This is a genomic window from Ruegeria sp. AD11(2025) (genome assembly GCF_056542405.1).
Genome location: NZ_JBQFZU010000009.1, coordinates 98,791 through 115,587, shown reverse-complemented (window position 1 = coordinate 115,587; position 16,797 = coordinate 98,791). Strand labels below are relative to the sequence as shown.

The following is a 16,797-nucleotide window of genomic DNA, read 5'->3' as shown; positions in this document are numbered from 1 at the left end:
GATCACTCTGGATCGCGTAACTCGTTTGGTCAGGTACAGACATATGAACAATCTCTCTATCGTCCGAATAAACCGCTACCCAATTAAAGGCTTGAGTTCCGAGCCCATGCAAACCGTGACGCTGCAAGCAGGAGAGGGCCTTCCAGGTGATCGCCTGTTCGGATTTGCTCGATACAACTCCGGTTTCGACGTGCAGAACCCTCAGCCACTGCCGAAAGATCGTTTTGTCGTTTTGTTGAATGAGGCTGCATTGGCAGGCATTCAGACTAGTTTTGATGTCAGGACCCAAGATCTTGAGATCAAAGCGAACGGAAAGACACAGCGCTTTAATATGCGAATACCTGAAGATCGGATGAATGCGGAAAGTTTCCTTGCCTCAGAGATCGACTTAAAAGATCCCGAACCGCCAAAGTTCGTCTCGTCAACTCCTCATCGGTTTACAGATGTATCTGTGGTATCGCTGAAAATGATGAACGCGATATCCGTTTTGAACCTGGCCTCTGTGGAAAAGTTGGGTGAACAACTGAACGCAGAAATCCACCCTGCGCGCTTTCGAGCGAATATCGAGATCGACGGTTTACCTTCATTTTCTGAGCTGGATGCAGTTGGATCAGTCCTAAGATTTGGCGATGTCGAGTTAAAGATACTCTCACGCACGAAAAGGTGTGCGGCCACTGAAGTGAACCCGGAAACGGCCGAGCGGGACCTGAAGATACCCTACCTTATTCGGAAGTTGATGGGCCATATGGATATGGGCGTCTATGTCGAGGTGGTTAATGGTGGAACGCTAACTATCGGTCAAACTGGGGAAGTACTCGCTTGAACATTGCCCCCGCCAATGTGGCTTTTCAGGAGCCTTGAGCCGCGTTCCTTGAAGTGAGAAAAGTCTACTCCTATGCTAGTTTTTTCTAAGTCGTAGCCGAAACTGGAAGGAACCGCCGGGGTTCACAAACCAACAGCTGACGATATCTGGCGAGTTCAACAGCGGTCGCTTTGGGTTCATTGCAGACATCGGCCGCCTTGCGGGACAATCCCGACGTTGAGTACTTTGCGCTCAAACAGGAAAGAAGCGGGACACCCAGGCATACGAGATGATCGGTTGTGACTGATTGGAAAGTTGCTTTTCGCAGCCAAACCTTCGTATGTTGTTGGCAAAGTTCGAGGGCATATCCGCTTTCGAAGCCGAACGCAATCGGCACCATATGACAGCTCTACACCGTTAAGGAATCTTAAAAAAAGAGGTTGGACCGATGATCGGTCGAATAGCCCTCAAGAGGATCTTACTCTCGCTATCAATCGGAACAACTGGTCCCGTCGTCGCCGAGGCGCCAGATGCAAGGGCCGCTATTTCGTCCGGATCGGTTGATATCGTCGCAGTTTTCAATGCGACCTGTGCGTCTGGAAGGACAACTGCTGCAAGCTTACGGGAGAGCTTTGAATCTCAAGGCTTCACCACTGATTGGCAGAATGACACATACGGTTACTTTTCCCGTATCGGCTTTATGGCGAACTATCACATCTATCCAGGCAGCTGGAACTGCATCGTGTCCGCAGAGAGAGTTGTGGCCCCCGATCTGTGTGAGAAATTATCATCAGATGGTATTGAAGTGAGTGCACGGCTGCCCGATGGAACCTGTGTCGCCAATATACCAGAGCACGGCCTGACCGTGTTGGTCCGAAATATCTGTCCAGATTCGTCGCCAGGAGCTTGCACTTGGGTGCAGGCTACACTGACTTCGGATCGGGAATGCCACGCCGATGAGATTGTTGATTTGACCTCTTTCACCCAAGGTTTACTGAACACAAATTAGTTGGCATTGACCGGTCATCAGGTCGATGGAGGAAAATTTCCCTAGAGACTTTTGTCTGAATGCATGCACTGCAGCACAGAGAGATCGGTTGAATGCCAAGTTGGAAACATCCGTAGCCACCGTCCTGATCTTTGTTTGTTGAGCGCGCCCAATTCTCTGAACGCAGCCCCGTAAGAAGCAACCTGCCGCTTGGCTATGATCACCACGGCGAAGGCCGACGGTTGCGCTACTTCGTCTTCAATCGACTGACCTCGGGCGGCAAGGATAAATCCGGCTGGCGACTTCCCGGCGCTGCGCTGGAAAACGCTGTCATTGATGTTTTCGTCAGACATTTGCAAGACGCCTCCGCCGCGCACCAGGTACTGGCGCAGCCGGAGGCCGGGTCAGCGGAGGCAGTGCAGACTTCAGTTGCGGATTTAGTAACCCGACTTCAACGCCATGGCGGTCAGGTCGGCGCTAATATTCTGGCCAGCGGCGGAATTGCACGAGGACAGATCGACCTCGAACTGAACCGTAATACCCTGGAAAACTCACTGGGCATCGCTGCAGATCTTCTGCACCCGAATCTCACACACATCACTGCATCCTTCAACCTTCGCCGCCGCGGCGTCGAGGCTAAGGTCATCGCTGGAGACATGGCGCACCAACCCGAACCCCACCTCCGGACTATGCTGCTCCGCGCCCATGGCTGGGCCCGTGATCTGAAAGCCAGTGTTCAACTGAAGGATATCGCGCAGCGGGAAAATCTCCCCGGCGCCTTCATCCGCACCCGCACCCGCACCCAGCTCGCCTTTCTCTCACCGAAGATTCAAGCCGCGATTCTCGACGGCACCCAGTCGCCCAAACTCACACTCAAGCGTCTGGTCAGCGTCACCCACCCACTTGACTGGGCCGAACAGGCGCGCCTGTTCGGCTTCTAAAACCTTCAGATGCGGCCTCCCTGATACAGGGTTTGCCCTCCCAGATCCGGCGGAACAATTCCCTGGACGCACGAGAAAATTCCCTGTGCCACTTTCCAGGAAATTCGAAACATAAGCCTTTGAAAAACATGCAGTTCTGACATGAAATGTGCCGGATTTCAGTCTCGTTTGACGAAATTTCCCTGTAAATTGCAGGTAATCAGGGAAATCCAGCCCAAAGCGACCCCGCCAAAATGCGGCACTGAGACTGGGGCCTGAATTGTCCTCTGAATGTACGGTCTGCTCCGTCTCAGATTGATAGCGCATGCGCCAACGCGCGGGAATTGCGACACAATTCCGGATCAGAAAAGACAACTGAAGTGAGACAGGTATGGGTGGCGGGGAGACAGGGATTCGAACCCTGGGGACGCTCTCACGCCCAACGGTTTTCAAGACCGCCGCATTCGACCACTCTGCCACCTCCCCGCGTGGAGCCGGGTCTAAGGCCAAGTTGAAACGGTGGCAAGAGCAAATAGGGAAATCTCGCCGAAGCGCGCGCAGTGGTCTTTCCATGGCACTGTGCCCACGTTATGCTTTGCGGGAAAGACCGTAGCAGACCGGCACGACAGAACCGGCGATCGGCGACGGGGCTCAGGAAACGAGGCCTCTTCAGGCAAGGGATGACAAAATGAAACGAGCGAGTGAGACACGCGCAAAACCGCGATCGCTGGCGGTGCTTGTCGTGGGATTGGCAGTTCTGGCTGGTTGCGAGGAAGGCTTGTCTCCGGAAGGCGCTTCATCAGCAGACGCCCCAAGTGATGACGCCCAGACCGATGATAAGTTCGAGCTGTTCCCAGATTATTCGAAAACCTCGGCTGACTCCGTTGAAGCTCCGGAAGTATTCAACGTGGTTGAGGCCGGTCTTTGGGATGGCCGTCCTTCCTTGGGCGGCATCTGGGTCGCCCATCCCGACGTTACCCAGCCCGAACGCGTGGTAATCAAGAACACGGCCAACAACAAATCCATTACCGGCGCCTTGTTCCGGCGGGAAAGAAGCCAGCCCGGACCGGCGTTGCAATTGTCCTCGGCAGCGGCAGAGAAGCTGGGCATCCTTGCCGGGGCGCCAACCAAGGTCGAGGTCACCGCCCTGCGGCGCAAGCCGGTCGAAACAAAAGAACCGGAACCGGAAGAAACCCCGGAAATCGAAACAGTAGAAACCGCGCCTGCAACGGATGACACCAAACCTCAGGACGATGTGGCCGAATCCACAGCGGTCGACGCGGAAAAGCCAGCCAAGCGCAAGTGGTGGCAAAAGAAGGAAAAGGTTGCCGCCGCTGGCGCAACCGGAGCAATTGCTGCAGCGGCGACCGACTCTGCAGCCGAGGCAACAACCGAAGCGGCAGAACAAGCGGTTGAAACGGTCGCCGAGGCGACTCCGGCCCCCACCCTGTCGGACCCGGAGGTCACTGCGCCCGAAAAAAAACCCGCCAAACGGAAATGGTGGCAAAAGAAGAAAACCGACACGATCACCGAAACACCTCTGGACCCCATCGCGGGCGCAGCGGCCGCCATCGACTCGGCAGAGCCGACCCCGGTCAGCACGACCGCTGCTGTAAACTCTCAGCAAAAGACCCCGCGCTCGCTGGCCAAACCATTTGTTCAGGTCGGAACCTTCAATGTCGAAGCCAACGCCAAGAGCGCGGTTTCGAAGATTCAGCGAAATGGCATGTCCGCCGATATTCGTGAGTTGAAGTCCGACGACAAAAAGGTCTGGCGCGTGTTGGTTGGGCCGGCGAAAACCCGCGCGGAACGCAATGCGATACAGCGCGACGTCAAGGATCTTGGCTTTACCGACGCGTTCACTGTCAAAAACTGAAACAAAGGAGGCCCCCCGTGCTGTCCTCACTGCGATCATCTGTTTTGACCCTTGGGCTGGCGCTGTTTGCCCTGCCAGCCCATGCTTTCGACACGCAGGCCCGCGCGGCCTATGTGATGGATCAGACAACCGGAACAGTGCTTCTGTCCAAAGAGGCGGATTTGCCGCTTCCGCCAGCGTCGATGTCCAAGCTGATGACGCTTTACGTAGCCTTCGAGGCGCTGCGCGATGGCCGTTTGACGCTGGATGAAACCTTGCCGGTTTCCGAACACGCGATGAGCTATGGCGGCTCGACCATGTTCCTGAACACGCAGGACCGCGTCCGGGTCGAGGACCTGTTGCGCGGCATTATCGTACTGTCTGGTAACGACGCCTGCGTGGTGATCGCCGAAGCGCTCAGCCCCGATGGAACCGAGGCCGGGTTTGCCCGCTACATGACCCAGCGCGGCAAGCAGATGGGAATGGACAGCTCGAACTTTTCCAATTCCAACGGCTGGCCCGCAGCGGGTCACATGATGTCAGTACACGACCTTGCCGTACTTGCAGATCGGCTGATCTCGGACTTCCCGGAATACTATCCCCTGTTTGCCGAGGAAGTGTTTGAATTCGATGGCCGCGCGCCGTCGAACAAGCGCAACCGCAACCCGCTGCTGAAACTGGGGATCGGCGCAGACGGACTGAAGACCGGCCACACGCAAGAAGCCGGATATGGCCTTGTCGGCTCGGCCAAGCAAGGCGATCGCCGGGTGATCTTCGTTCTCACCGGCCTCGACAGCACCGCCCGCCGCGCAGAGGAGGCTGAGGCCGTGGTTAACTGGTCGTTTCGAAATTTTGTCGAGAGGACGGTTGCCAGCGCGGACACGCCGATAGCACAGGCCAATATCTGGATGGGGGCGAAGAAGACCGTGGATCTGGTTCCTGAAGAGGATCTGTCCCTGTTGTTCCCGGTGCTGGGCGACAAGGATATTGAGGCCGAAGTGGTCTATAACGGCCCCGTTAACGCACCGGTTGAAAAGGGTCAACAACTGGCCGAATTGGTTATCAAGCCCGAGGGCCTGCCGGAAATCCGACGCCCCCTGGTGGCTGCTGAGAGCGTTGCGACCGGAGGGTTTGTGGTGCGTATGATGACCGTGGGCGGTATTGTTCTGACCGACGTGATCGGCAATCCTCTGGACGCATTGTGACGAGACCCGGGTTGTTTCTGACCTTCGAAGGCATTGACGGATCAGGCAAATCCTCGCAGGCGCGTATGCTTGCGGATCACCTGCGTAATCTGGGCCAAGAGGTCGTCCTGACGCGCGAACCCGGGGGATCAGCCGGGGCCGAGGAAATCCGTCGTCTGGTTCTGGAGGGCGACCCCGACCGTTGGTCGGCCGAGACGGAACTGTTGTTGTTCACCGCCGCGCGCCGGGATCATCTGGAGCGCACCATCGAACCAGCGCTGGCCGCAAGCAAGGTTGTAATCTGCGACCGGTTTGCCGACAGCACCCGCATGTATCAGGGCCTTTCGCGCGGTAACCTGCGTGGGTTGGTCGACCAGTTGCACGCACTCATGATCGGGCGCGAACCCGACCTAACCCTGTTGATCGACATGGATCCGCAAACCGGCCTGACCCGCGCCAAAGGTCGCCAGGGCACCGAAGAGCGGTTCGAGGATTTCGGCATCGATCTGCAGGAAAAGATGCGCGCGGGCTTTCTGGCGCTGGCGGACGAATTCTCGGACCGTTTCCGTGTGATCGACGGCAATCGGGACATGGACAGCGTTGCACAGGATGTGACAGAAATCGTCCTGCAATCATTGTGACAGACGATAGATGAACGACGACACCCCAACCCCGGATCAGGCCCCCGGCGCCCCGCACCCGCGCGAAACCCGGCACCTGTTCGGGCAGGCTGAGGCCGAGCAGGCGTTTCTGAGCGCATACACCTCTGACCGACTGCATCACGGCTGGCTCTTGACCGGCCCACGCGGGGTCGGCAAGGCGACCCTGGCCTGGCGTATTGCCCGCTTCTTGCTGGCAACACCTCAGGTCGAGGGGGATGGGTTGTTCGGCGCCCCACCACCGCCGGAGTCGCTGGAGATCGATCCCGACCACCCCGTCGCGCACCGTATTCTGGCGGGGGCGGAACCGGGTCTCGCCGCTATCACCCGCTCACTCAACGACCAGAGCCGGTTGCGCAACGAAATCGTTGTCGACGACATCCGCAAGCTTGGAAAATTCTTTGGCCTTTCATCCACCGATGGCGGGCGTCGGGTCGTCATCGTGGACTCGGCGGATGAGATGAATGTAAGCGCAGCCAACGCGTTGCTGAAAATGCTCGAAGAACCGCCAGCGCGAACAATCCTGCTGCTGATCTCGCACCAACCGTCGCGCCTGTTGCCGACGATTCGGTCGCGCTGCCGCACCCTGCGCCTGTCGAAGTTGGGAGCAGAAGACGTGCAAGCCGCCCTGTCGCAATCCTGTGCAGAACTGCCCACAAAAGCCGATCATCTGGCAGCACTAGCCGCAGGGTCTGTCGGCGATGCAGTGCGGCTGATCAATCTGGGCGGATTGGATACCTACGCCGAACTGATCACCATTCTTGGCACCCTGCCCCGCATGAATCGCCAGCGCGCACTGGCGCTGGCCGAGACCGCCGCCCAGCGCGGCGCGGCGGAACGTTTCGAACTGCTGCTGACCCTGATCGACGTCGCCTTGTCCCGCCTCGCCCTGACCGGCGTAACCGGAGCCCCTCCTATCCCCGAAGCCGCTCCAAACGAAGCGGAAACGCTGGCCCGCCTGTCTAAGTCACCTTACCAAGCCCGCCAATGGGCCGAGGTCGCCGCGACCATCACAGCCCGCGCGCGCCATGGTCAGGCGGTGAACCTTGACCCTGCCGCTCTGGTCCTAGATACGATGTTCAAGATACAGGAAACCGCCGGTCAGAACAGATGAGCGACACCCCCCAGATCACCGACAGCCATTGCCATCTGGACTTCCCCGACTTCGAGGGGCAACTGCACCAGATCATCGCAAACGCCGCCGAGGCAGGCGTGACCCGTATGGTCACGATCTGCACGCGCTTGCGCAACGAGCCCACCGTCCGCGCCATTGCCGAGGCCCACGCACCCGTCTTCTATGCCGCTGGCACCCACCCCATGAACGCGGCGGATGAGCCGATGGCGACCGTCGACGAACTGGTCACTCTGTCCCAGCACCCAAAATTCGTGGGCATCGGAGAAACCGGGCTGGATTACCACTACACCGCAGACAGTGCCGAGGCGCAGAAACAATCCCTGCGCACCCATATCGAGGCTGCCCAGCGCACCGGCCTGCCCCTGATCATCCATGCCCGCACAGCCGACGAAGACATGGCGCGCATTCTGGCCGAGGAAAACCGCAACGCGCCTTACTCCTGCGTCATGCACTGCTTTTCGTCCTCGGCGGAACTGGCCAAAGCCGCTCTGGATCTGGGCTTCTACCTGTCTATGTCCGGCATCGCCGCCTTTCCCAAAAGTCAGGAACTGCGCGATATCTTCGCCGCCGCGCCGGTTGACCGCGTACTGGTGGAAACCGACGCGCCCTATCTGGCCCCGCCGCCATATCGCGGCAAACGCAATGAGCCGGCCTATACTGCCCACACCGCCCGAAAAGGGGCCGAGATATTTGGCATGGACTATGCCGATTTCGCCGCCCAGACGCAGGCTAATTTCGACCGGCTGTTCACCAAAGCCGCGACCTACAAGGCAGCCGCATGACCGAGCTGCGCTGCACCATCCTCGGCTGCGGTTCTTCCGGCGGCGTGCCCCGGCTGGGCGGACATTGGGGCGCGTGCGACCCGAACAACCCTAGAAATATTCGCCGCCGCTGCTCGATGCTGGTAGAGCGCGACGGACCTGAAGGCACCACATCCGTCCTGATCGACACCACGCCGGACATGCGCAGCCAGTTGCTCAGCACCGGAACCGGGCGGCTGGATGGGGTGGTCTATACGCACAGCCACGCGGACCATGTTCACGGCATCGACGATCTGCGCATGATCGTTTTCAACATGAAGGCACGTGTTCCCGTCTGGGCGGATGGAGACACCCAAAACGACCTGTTGGGGCGGTTCGGGTACGCGTTCGTCCAACCCGAAAGCTCTCCATACCCGCCGATCCTGGACCTGAAAACCATCTCCGGTCCGTTCGAGATCGACGGCCCCGGTGGCACAATCCCGTTTCATCCGTTCAAGGTAAACCACGGCTCGATCGACTCGCTGGGGGTCAAGATGGGCAATCTGGTTTATCTGCCGGACGTGGCTGAATTCTACGACGATTCATGGCCCTTGCTAGAGGGGTTGGACTGTCTGGTCATCGACGCCCTGCGCCGGTCACCGCACCCCACCCACGCGCATCTGGAAAAGACGCTGGGGTGGATCGACCAGTTGAAACCCAAACGCGCGGTGCTGACCAACATGCATATTGACCTGGACTATGCCACGGTCGAAGCCGAAACCGCCGATCACATCACACCAGCCTATGATGGCATGGTGATCCACCAGGCTCTGTAAAGCGCTGCGGACGCAGCCTGCGATATCCCTCGGGGTGGCAATATGCTGCAAAACCTGATCGACGTCATTCTGCCGGTTTTCCTCGTGATCGGTGCGGGCTACGCCGCGACGTCATTGGGGTACTTTAAAGAGGTCCATGTGGACGGCCTCATGAAATTCACCCAAGGCTTCGCAATCCCCTGCCTGCTGTTTCTGGCAATCGCACATCTGGACCTGAGCGCCAGCTTCGACCCGCGCTTATTGGCCAGCTTTTATACGGCTGCGGCGCTGTGTTTCACCGCAGGCCTGTTTGGCGCCCGCCTGATCTTTCACCGCGAATGGGAGGATTGCGTGGCAATTGGGTTCTGCTGCCTGTTCTCGAACTCAGTATTGTTGGGCCTGCCGATTACCGAACGCGCCTACGGCCCCGAAAACCTGTCCGGCAACTATGCGATCATCGCCTTCCACGCCCCGTTTTGTTATGCCGTCGGCATCACCGTAATGGAGGTGGTCCGCAATCGCGGCAATGGTGGCACGCGCATGATCAGATCTGTCTTGACGGCCATGTTTCGCAACGCCCTGATCCTTGGCATCGCGTTGGGTTTTGTCGTCAACCTGTCCGGAACTGGCGTGCCCACAGTGGTGGACGAAGCGCTTGGCCTCATTACCCGCGCCGCCCTTCCCGGAGCTTTGTTTGCTTTGGGCGGTGTACTGGTCAAATACAAGCCCGAGGGCGACCTGCGTGCGATTGCCTATGTCTGCGCCATTTCGCTGATGCTGCACCCCAGCCTCGTGTGGCTGTTTGGTACGACGGTGGGCTTGCCACAGGATCTGTTCCGCTCGGGCGTGCTGAACGCAGCAATGGCTCCCGGCTTTAACGCCTATATCTTTGCCAGCATGTATGGCCGGGCCAAAAGGGTCGCGGCATCGTCCGTACTGGTCGGGACGGCAGCTTCCATCTTAACGGTTTGGTTCTGGCTGACACTTTTGGGCTGATATTGGGACGGATTGGATTGACTTTGGCAGGTCAGGGAACACCTATCGGGAAAGAAGACAGGATCAAGTAGATGCCATACGCCCTCATAGTTGCCCATGGCCAACCGTCTGAGCCGATCCCGGCAGAACAGGCGTTGGCCACCTATGCTGCCGAGGTGGACGCCCTTTGTGACGGCGTGACTGTTCGGTCAGCCACTCTGGCCGCTCCGGGCGTATTCGAGCAGCGCGTGTCACAGCTGCCGGATGATGCTGTGATCTATCCGCTGTTCATGGCCAAAGGGTGGTTCGTAACCGGTGCCCTGCCCAAACGTCTTGCCGGGCGAAACCTGCGTATACTCGATCCGCTGGGGGTTGATGCCGACCTGCCAGGCCTGGTCGCGGCCGCTCTGCGTGATACGTTGAACGAATACCAATGGCCCCCAGAGGAGACCGATCTTGTGTTGGCCGCCCACGGATCCGGCCGCAGCCGCAACCCATCTGCGGTAGCCCGCGCCTTTGCGACTGACTTGGCGCAACACCTGACATTCAAGTCGATGCGTCTGGGCTTTGTAGAAGAGCCGCCCTCCATTGCCGAAGCCGCAGCTGGCCTGTCCGCTCATGCGCTGTGTCTGCCGTACTTCGCCTGCCACGGCGGCCATGTGCTTGAGGACGTCCCGCAAGAGTTGAACGCGGCAGCGTTCCAGGGGCAAGTGATGCCCGTGGTCGGAGAGTTGCCCCGGATCAAACACCACATAGCAACCACCCTGTCCCGTCTATTCCACGAGACCTAACCGATCGGACAACTGCAGGTTTTGGCGCAACCGGGGCTACCGTGAGCTAATCTCGGAAGGGCCCCTCTATCGCTGCCCTACAAGCGCCGAGTAAAGGCAGTGGCGAGACCTGCCCTTTCTTTTGGCTTCATACAGTGCCAAGTCCGCCGCATTCAGGATCTCGGCGGCTTTGGGGGGCTTGAACTGAGTGGACAATGCGGTTCCGATACTGGCAGAGATCCGGCAGGTATTGTTTTCGAACTCCATCGGCTTTCGCAGCCGGGCTATGAGGCGCGCCGCAATTGCTGACAGAACAGGTTCGTCCGACAAGCCTTTAAAAATAATGACAAACTCATCCCCACCAACGCGCGCAACCGTGTCATCGTTGCGGGTCTCTTCCACCATGATCCGGGCAGCCTGTTGCAGCACATAGTCCCCCGCGGCGTGCCCGTACTGATCGTTGACAGATTTGAAGAAATCTAGATCCAGATGCATAAGGGCAAACGGAGAACTCCCAGAGATCAGATGACCCAGCAACACATCCATCGCCCGTCGGTTCTTCAGCCCGGTCAACATGTCGGTAAAGGCTTGCTCTTCGGCGGCCAGCATTGCCCCTTGCAGCCTCAGGTTCAGCGACCGCGAGGCCTCCATCGCGGCGGATTTGGCCTCGACCAGATATAGCAATTCAATGGCCAGATCGGTGCCAGAGAAATCCGCACTGGTCAGCGCATAGTCGCGCACCGCATCCAGAATCGAGATACCAAAGGAAAGGTTGATGACCGCACCCTTCCCCTTCGGCAGAGGGGCGATCAGCCCCTTGAGCGCCGTGCGTGGCGTGTCATGAAGCTTAAGGTGCAGCTTGGCCCCGGCGAGGGACATCAGCGCCGACAGCGTCGTCACGGCGCGTGGTCGAACCAGTTCGAAAACCTCCAGAAAGTCTTTTCCGGCCATCGGCTGATCAGGGCGCAGTTTTTGCAACGTCGGCCCAACGCGTACAATGCTTCCGTCTTCGTCCACCAGCACAAACATCGGACATAGCGTTTCCAAAAGCGCCGCAAGATCACCGGTTTCCATCATGTTTTCCGCGCCCCCAGATCGAAGTGACGCCCTTCGGCAAATGCGCTTTCAACAAGAACGATCGAGATGACCTCTGCCTGACCCTCCTGCCCGTCATGGGACAGCATCGCCAGAGCGCCGTAATCATCGGCCATCGCACGCAGGACTCCGACCATTACGCTGGAATAACCGGGCAGGCCCAGATGGCAGAATAGTTGGTATTCCGTTGGCGCCTTCTCTCTCAGCTCCAGCGCTGGCAGGCTGAGGTCTGAAACGGCCAGCCGCACCCGGTCGGACAGATCATCCAGGGAATGCAAGAACTCAACATAGGTGACACCTCCGAAGCGTAGCAAGCGCCGCAAATCCTCCATATTGGGATGAGAAACCAGATAGGTTCCCAGATCCTCAAGGATTTCGGCGCGCGGGCGGTTCAGGTCAACACACAGCGCGTCCAGCACCCGGATAGTCATGTCATCGTCGTAAACCAGCATGGCCTCAAATTCGACCAAGCCCAGCTTCGCCGCCTCGGTCACGCGCAGCCAGCACGATTGTCCGTAAGTCGCGCATACAAAAGACTGTACCGCCCGATTGATCAGACCATGCATGAGAAGCCCCAGATTGGTTTCTGTTCCAATCTGGCCTGACAATCCTTAACAAAACCCCAAGATGGTTCGTGAGATACCGACAATCTGATGAAGAATCACGGCGGAAGCCGTTGACAGAAAATTAGAAATCCGTTGGCGCTCCGCCTTCCGCTTTCCGTCGGGCTACAAAGTCGGCCAATTCTTCGCGGATACCTTCCTCCATCGGCGGAGGCTCAAAGCTGGTGACGATTTCCTTGAACATGTGATGCGCACGTTCCGCCGTCCAGATACCACCCGCAACGTTCCACCCTTCGTAATTTCGCCAGTCACTCAGGAAAGGTTGGTAAAACGCCGTAGTGTAACGGTCCTGCGTGTGCTGGACACCAAAGAAATGGCCGTCATTACCAACCGCGCGGATTGCCTCCAGAGCGATCTCGTCCGGACCGGTCGCTGTGATCTCGGGCTGCATATAGCGTTGGATCTGCTGCAGGATTTCGCAATCCATGACGAACTTTTCGGGACTTGCGATCAGCCCGCCCTCAAGCCAACCCGCCGCGTGATAGACCATGTTTGTGCCCGACTGAACGGCCGCCCACAGAGAGTTCGACGTCTCCCACACCGACTGCCCATCGGGCACGTTGGCCGCACACACCCCAGAGGAGCGCATAGGCAGGCCGTAATACCGTGCCATTTGCCCGGTCATCTGTGTCGAACGCATGTATTCGGGCGTGCCAAAGGCGGGTGCCCCCGACTTCATGTCCACATTCGACGTGAATGTTCCGATGACACAGGGAATGCCCGGGCGAACGTATTGGAACAAAGCAATCGCACACAGCGCTTCGGCCAGCGATTGCGCCACGGCCCCGGCCATCGTCACCGGCGCCATCGCCCCGGCTAGCGTGAACGGCGTCACAACAATCGCTTGCCCTCGTCGGGCCAGCCGCAGACAACCGTCAATCATAGGATGGTCGTGCTTCAACGGTGAGGTCGAGTTGATGTTGGTGTACATCCGCGGCGATGTTTCGAACTCTTCATGGCTAAGGCCACCAGCGATCCTGACCATCTCCATCACATCTTCGACGCGCTCCTGACCCAACGAATAGGCGTGCATCGCCTTGTCGGTGAGGGTCAGCTTGTCGTACAGGACGTCCAGATGCCGGATGCTGGCGTGGATATCGACCGGTTCAACAGGATAGCCCCCCGCAAAGTGGATGCAGTTAAAATACTGCGTCAGTTTCAGCAGGTTCCGACACATCTCGCGATTGCCGGGGACCTTGGTGCCGATCTCCATGTCCCAATAGTTCGGCGGAGACGACACGTTGCCGAACACCATGGTCCGGCCACCGATTTCAATTGTCCGGTCGGGGTTGCGCGGCGTGATGGTAAAGCGCGATGGCGCCTTAGCCACCATCTCCATAACAAAGTCCCGACCCATGCGGACGTTGTCGCCATCAATGGTACACCCGGCCTCACGAAGGATGCCTATGGCCTCTTCGTTGTAGAACTCGATCCCGATCTCTTCGAGGATACGCATGGCCCCGTCATGGATCGCCTCAATCCCCGCCTGATCCAGCGGTTCGGTCGGTTTGTCGATATTGATCGGAGGGTTAAACGGCATCTGGTCGATGACAGCGCTGCCCCTGCGTTCGGCGGCACCGGCCCGTCCCCCACTGCGACGTCCGCGCCTTTTCGTATCAGCCATTTGGTCCTCCGGAACTTGCGTACCCCTATGCAAGCCCCGAAGGCGGGTGTCTGGCCGCTCTGTCTGCGACAGTCTATGTCGGTTTCTTATCCCGAAACGCCGAAAGTGACCGCCGCGCGATCAGTTATTGGACAGCCAGTCCGGAATGTGCCCGATATCCGGCAGCACGACATCCGCCATTGGTGCCAGCGCTTCGGCCGGAGCCAGTCCCGTGAGGACACCGATCGTAGTCATCCCGGCGGCGCGTCCGGCCTGAAGATCGTGCAGGCTGTCCCCGACCATGGCCACCTGTTCCGGGTCAACGCCTACATGGGCCGCAAAGGCCAGCAATTGCCCGGGACCGGGCTTGAACCCATGGCCACTGTCATAACCAGCGACAAAATCGAAATGGTCGCGAATCCCGACCGATGCCAGATGCCGAAGCGCGGGCATTTCACCATCGTTCGTCGCAACGCCCAGTTTCAGCCCGGCCCGCCGAAGCCCCGCAAGAAACGGCTCCAATGGAACTGCCTGCGCCTGCGGGGCCGAGGCCGACTCGACGTTCAGGACGTCAATCAACTCATCCAGTGTCATATTCAGCAAATGCGGGGCGAGGACTTCGGCGATTTCCTCGACTGTGCCAGCAATGACGATGCTGTCTTCGGAATAGGCGACCTGTTCCAGATCGAATCCGATAAGCCGACCCAGTTCGGCGGCGCGTGCATGATCGCCGTCGGCCAGACGCAATACTATGTTGCGCCCAAACGCGCCCCAGGTATTGGCAAAATCAAACAAGGTTCCGTCCTTGTCGAACAGGATCGCGTCGATGGACATTGATTGCTCCTGCAAGGTTGTTGATCAGGTCCAGTGGATGTCGGCGCCACCGGACAACACCGCGCGAGCCTGACCGGGCTGATCATAGGGCACGGAGTTGGTGTCACAGAAAGCGATCACCCACGAATCGTCAAGCATTAGAAACTCCAGCACCGATCCCAGAAACTCCGGTTCGCCCGCCCTGTCACGAAGATCCTGCGCCGAAGCCCCGGTCGAACCCAGAAAAACCGGCAGCAATTCTTCGTTGCCCACCAGCCAGCCCAAAACATTGAGCGCCAGAGTTTCTGCAGATTGAGGGGAGATTGACATAAAGTAGCCCCGGATCAGGTCTTGGAAAGGGTTTATTAACCAGACTCATAAACACTTTGGCAACGCATGCAATCAATGGTGACTGATATGTCCGTGCAGGGAACCATCCTTGTCCTCGACGGGACCTCGACCAATCGCATCATGCTGAAGGTCCAACTGACGGCAGCATGGTACCACGTCGTACAGGGCGAACGGCTTCAGGGTCTCACCGGGCTGTTGCGACGCGCCAACCCCGATCTGGTGCTTACGTCTCAGGCCTTGCCGGATGGCACGGCTGCGGATGTCAAAAGGCTGGTTCTGGCCGACCCAGACCTGATCGGTGTACCGGTAGTGGCAATCGCGCCTCAAAACGACAAGGCCGCCCGGTTGAAGGCACTCTCGGATGGGCTGGATGATGTTCTGGCGCATCCGTTCAAAGACACGGTCCTTCTGGCAAGGGTGCGTAGCCTGTTGCGCGCACGGGCAGAAGCGCAGGACCTGCATGTCGGGTCCGGTTCACATCCCATGGGCTTTGCGGAGTCGAGTGCCGCACCCATTTTGCCGCCCAAGGCGGCCCGTGTGACTATTCTGACGCAATCCGCGCGGACCGGAGCGTTGTGGAAAAATGCCCTGTCACAGCGAACGCGGCACAACCTGTCTGCGCATACCACGACAAACCTGCGGGGTGTATTGTCCGGGCCAGTGCCGGACGCCATCATCTTTGAAATCAGCACGAATCCGTCTGGCCTTAACCTGCTGGCCGATCTGAAATCCCGCACCACCACCCGGCATACGGTGCTGATCGGCGTTCTTGCGGAAGACGATGCCGTGCTGGCGTCAGAGGCGCTAGACCGCGGCGCCGACGCGATCTGTATGGACGGATTCTGCGCAGAAGAGGTCCTGTTGCGCCTGGAAAGCCAGATCAAGCGAAAAACCAGCTTGGATCAGATGCGCGCGTCGCTGCGGCGTGGGTTGGTCGAGTCCTGGGTGGACCCTCTGACCGGGTTGCATAATCGCCGCTATGCGATGCGTGCGATGGATCAGATCGCCCATCAATCCACCCGCACCGGCAAAGGTCTCGCTGTGATGTTGGCCGATCTGGACCACTTCAAGGCCATCAATGACAAGTTCGGCCATACAGGTGGGGATCTGGTTCTGACCGAGGCCGCCAGACGCTTGAAGCTAACCGTCGGTTCGGCAGGTTTCATTGCCCGGATCGGAGGGGAAGAGTTCATGATCGGCCTGTCGGAAACCACGCAAGCCAAGGCGCTCGAACTTGCTCGGAGCTTGTGTGAGTGCATTCGCGAGAGGCCATTCAACCTGCCAGACACCCCTGCCCCTATCCCGGTCACGATCAGCATCGGACTGATCGCAACCCAGCCCAATCTCGCCTCGCCATCGCATCAACCTGCTGGGCTGGACAGGTTGATCAAATCAGCCGACACCGCGCTCTACGCTGCCAAGACCGCTGGGCGCAATCAGGTTCAGGTCCAGCAAAGCGCGGCCTGAGA

At 58.7% G+C, this 16,797-nt stretch carries 17 protein-coding genes and 1 tRNA gene; 12 read left to right on the top strand and 6 right to left on the bottom strand.

Going from position 1 to position 16,797, the window contains the following annotated elements; all coding sequences use genetic code 11:
* The first annotated feature begins 43 nt into the window (after positions 1-43).
* From ACR1XY_RS11195 to ACR1XY_RS11185, 3 genes are all read left to right on the top strand, one after another.
* On the top strand, positions 44-823 hold the full coding sequence (locus tag ACR1XY_RS11195; RefSeq protein ID WP_480593214.1) for an MOSC domain-containing protein: 780 nt from the start codon (positions 44-46) through the stop codon (positions 821-823).
* Positions 824-1,250: 427 nt separating this feature from the next.
* The gene (locus tag ACR1XY_RS11190; protein ID WP_480593211.1) at positions 1,251-1,811 is read left to right on the top strand and encodes a hypothetical protein; all 561 of its coding nucleotides are present in this window, start codon (positions 1,251-1,253) and stop codon (positions 1,809-1,811) included.
* A gap of 221 nt (positions 1,812-2,032) precedes the next feature.
* A complete protein-coding gene (locus tag ACR1XY_RS11185) occupies positions 2,033-2,731 on the top strand; it encodes a hypothetical protein (protein ID WP_480593209.1) in 699 nt (232 codons plus the stop codon).
* 375 nt (positions 2,732-3,106) lie between these two features.
* Here ACR1XY_RS11185 and ACR1XY_RS11180 read toward each other — a convergent pair.
* A tRNA-Ser gene (locus ACR1XY_RS11180) sits at positions 3,107-3,196 on the bottom strand.
* Positions 3,197-3,398: 202 nt separating this feature from the next.
* On the opposite strand from ACR1XY_RS11180, the gene ACR1XY_RS11175 reads away from it, so the two are divergent.
* The 8 genes from ACR1XY_RS11175 (at position 3,399) to ACR1XY_RS11140 (ending at position 10,864) form a co-directional block, all read left to right on the top strand.
* Positions 3,399-4,586, top strand: coding sequence for an SPOR domain-containing protein (locus ACR1XY_RS11175; RefSeq protein ID WP_480593207.1), 1,188 nt, complete (start codon positions 3,399-3,401; stop codon positions 4,584-4,586).
* A gap of 17 nt (positions 4,587-4,603) precedes the next feature.
* On the top strand, positions 4,604-5,770 hold the full coding sequence (locus ACR1XY_RS11170; protein ID WP_480593204.1) for a D-alanyl-D-alanine carboxypeptidase family protein: 1,167 nt from the start codon (positions 4,604-4,606) through the stop codon (positions 5,768-5,770).
* Entirely contained in the window at positions 5,767-6,390 is a 624-nt protein-coding gene (gene tmk / locus ACR1XY_RS11165) for a dTMP kinase (RefSeq protein ID WP_480593203.1), read from the top strand. Before ACR1XY_RS11170 ends, tmk begins: the two co-directional genes overlap by 4 nt.
* Positions 6,391-6,400: 10 nt before the next feature.
* Complete coding sequence (locus ACR1XY_RS11160; protein ID WP_480593201.1) at positions 6,401-7,522, top strand: DNA polymerase III subunit delta'; 1,122 nt, start codon at positions 6,401-6,403, stop codon at positions 7,520-7,522.
* Positions 7,519-8,325, top strand: a complete 807-nt coding sequence (locus ACR1XY_RS11155; RefSeq protein ID WP_480593199.1) for a TatD family hydrolase — start codon at positions 7,519-7,521, stop codon at positions 8,323-8,325. The genes ACR1XY_RS11160 and ACR1XY_RS11155 overlap by 4 nt, the downstream gene beginning before the upstream one ends.
* Positions 8,322-9,119, top strand: a complete 798-nt coding sequence (locus ACR1XY_RS11150) for an MBL fold metallo-hydrolase (protein ID WP_480593197.1) — start codon at positions 8,322-8,324, stop codon at positions 9,117-9,119. Before ACR1XY_RS11155 ends, ACR1XY_RS11150 begins: the two co-directional genes overlap by 4 nt.
* Positions 9,120-9,161: 42 nt before the next feature.
* Complete coding sequence (locus ACR1XY_RS11145) at positions 9,162-10,094, top strand: AEC family transporter (protein WP_480593194.1); 933 nt, start codon at positions 9,162-9,164, stop codon at positions 10,092-10,094.
* Positions 10,095-10,165: 71 nt separating this feature from the next.
* Positions 10,166-10,864, top strand: a complete 699-nt coding sequence (locus ACR1XY_RS11140) for a CbiX/SirB N-terminal domain-containing protein (RefSeq protein ID WP_480593192.1) — start codon at positions 10,166-10,168, stop codon at positions 10,862-10,864.
* A gap of 66 nt (positions 10,865-10,930) precedes the next feature.
* On the opposite strand, the gene ACR1XY_RS11135 is transcribed toward ACR1XY_RS11140, so the two are convergent.
* From ACR1XY_RS11135 to ACR1XY_RS11115, 5 genes are all read right to left on the bottom strand, one after another.
* A complete protein-coding gene (locus tag ACR1XY_RS11135; RefSeq protein WP_480593189.1) occupies positions 10,931-11,920 on the bottom strand; it encodes a diguanylate cyclase domain-containing protein in 990 nt (329 codons plus the stop codon).
* Complete coding sequence (locus ACR1XY_RS11130; RefSeq protein ID WP_480593185.1) at positions 11,917-12,504, bottom strand: heme NO-binding domain-containing protein; 588 nt, start codon at positions 12,502-12,504, stop codon at positions 11,917-11,919. Before ACR1XY_RS11130 ends, ACR1XY_RS11135 begins: the two co-directional genes overlap by 4 nt.
* A gap of 121 nt (positions 12,505-12,625) precedes the next feature.
* A complete protein-coding gene (locus ACR1XY_RS11125) occupies positions 12,626-14,185 on the bottom strand; it encodes a trimethylamine methyltransferase family protein (RefSeq protein WP_480593183.1) in 1,560 nt (519 codons plus the stop codon).
* A 120-nt stretch (positions 14,186-14,305) separates the two neighbouring features.
* Positions 14,306-14,998 carry an HAD family hydrolase gene (locus ACR1XY_RS11120; protein ID WP_480593180.1) on the bottom strand — a complete coding sequence of 231 codons (693 nt, stop codon included), beginning with the start codon at positions 14,996-14,998 and terminating at the stop codon, positions 14,306-14,308.
* A 24-nt stretch (positions 14,999-15,022) separates the two neighbouring features.
* A complete protein-coding gene (locus tag ACR1XY_RS11115) occupies positions 15,023-15,307 on the bottom strand; it encodes a DUF3572 domain-containing protein (protein WP_480593177.1) in 285 nt (94 codons plus the stop codon).
* Between the two features lie 87 nt (positions 15,308-15,394).
* Between ACR1XY_RS11115 and ACR1XY_RS11110 the strand changes: the two genes are divergently transcribed.
* Complete coding sequence (locus tag ACR1XY_RS11110) at positions 15,395-16,795, top strand: diguanylate cyclase (protein WP_480593175.1); 1,401 nt, start codon at positions 15,395-15,397, stop codon at positions 16,793-16,795.
* Positions 16,796-16,797: the final 2 nt, after the last annotated feature.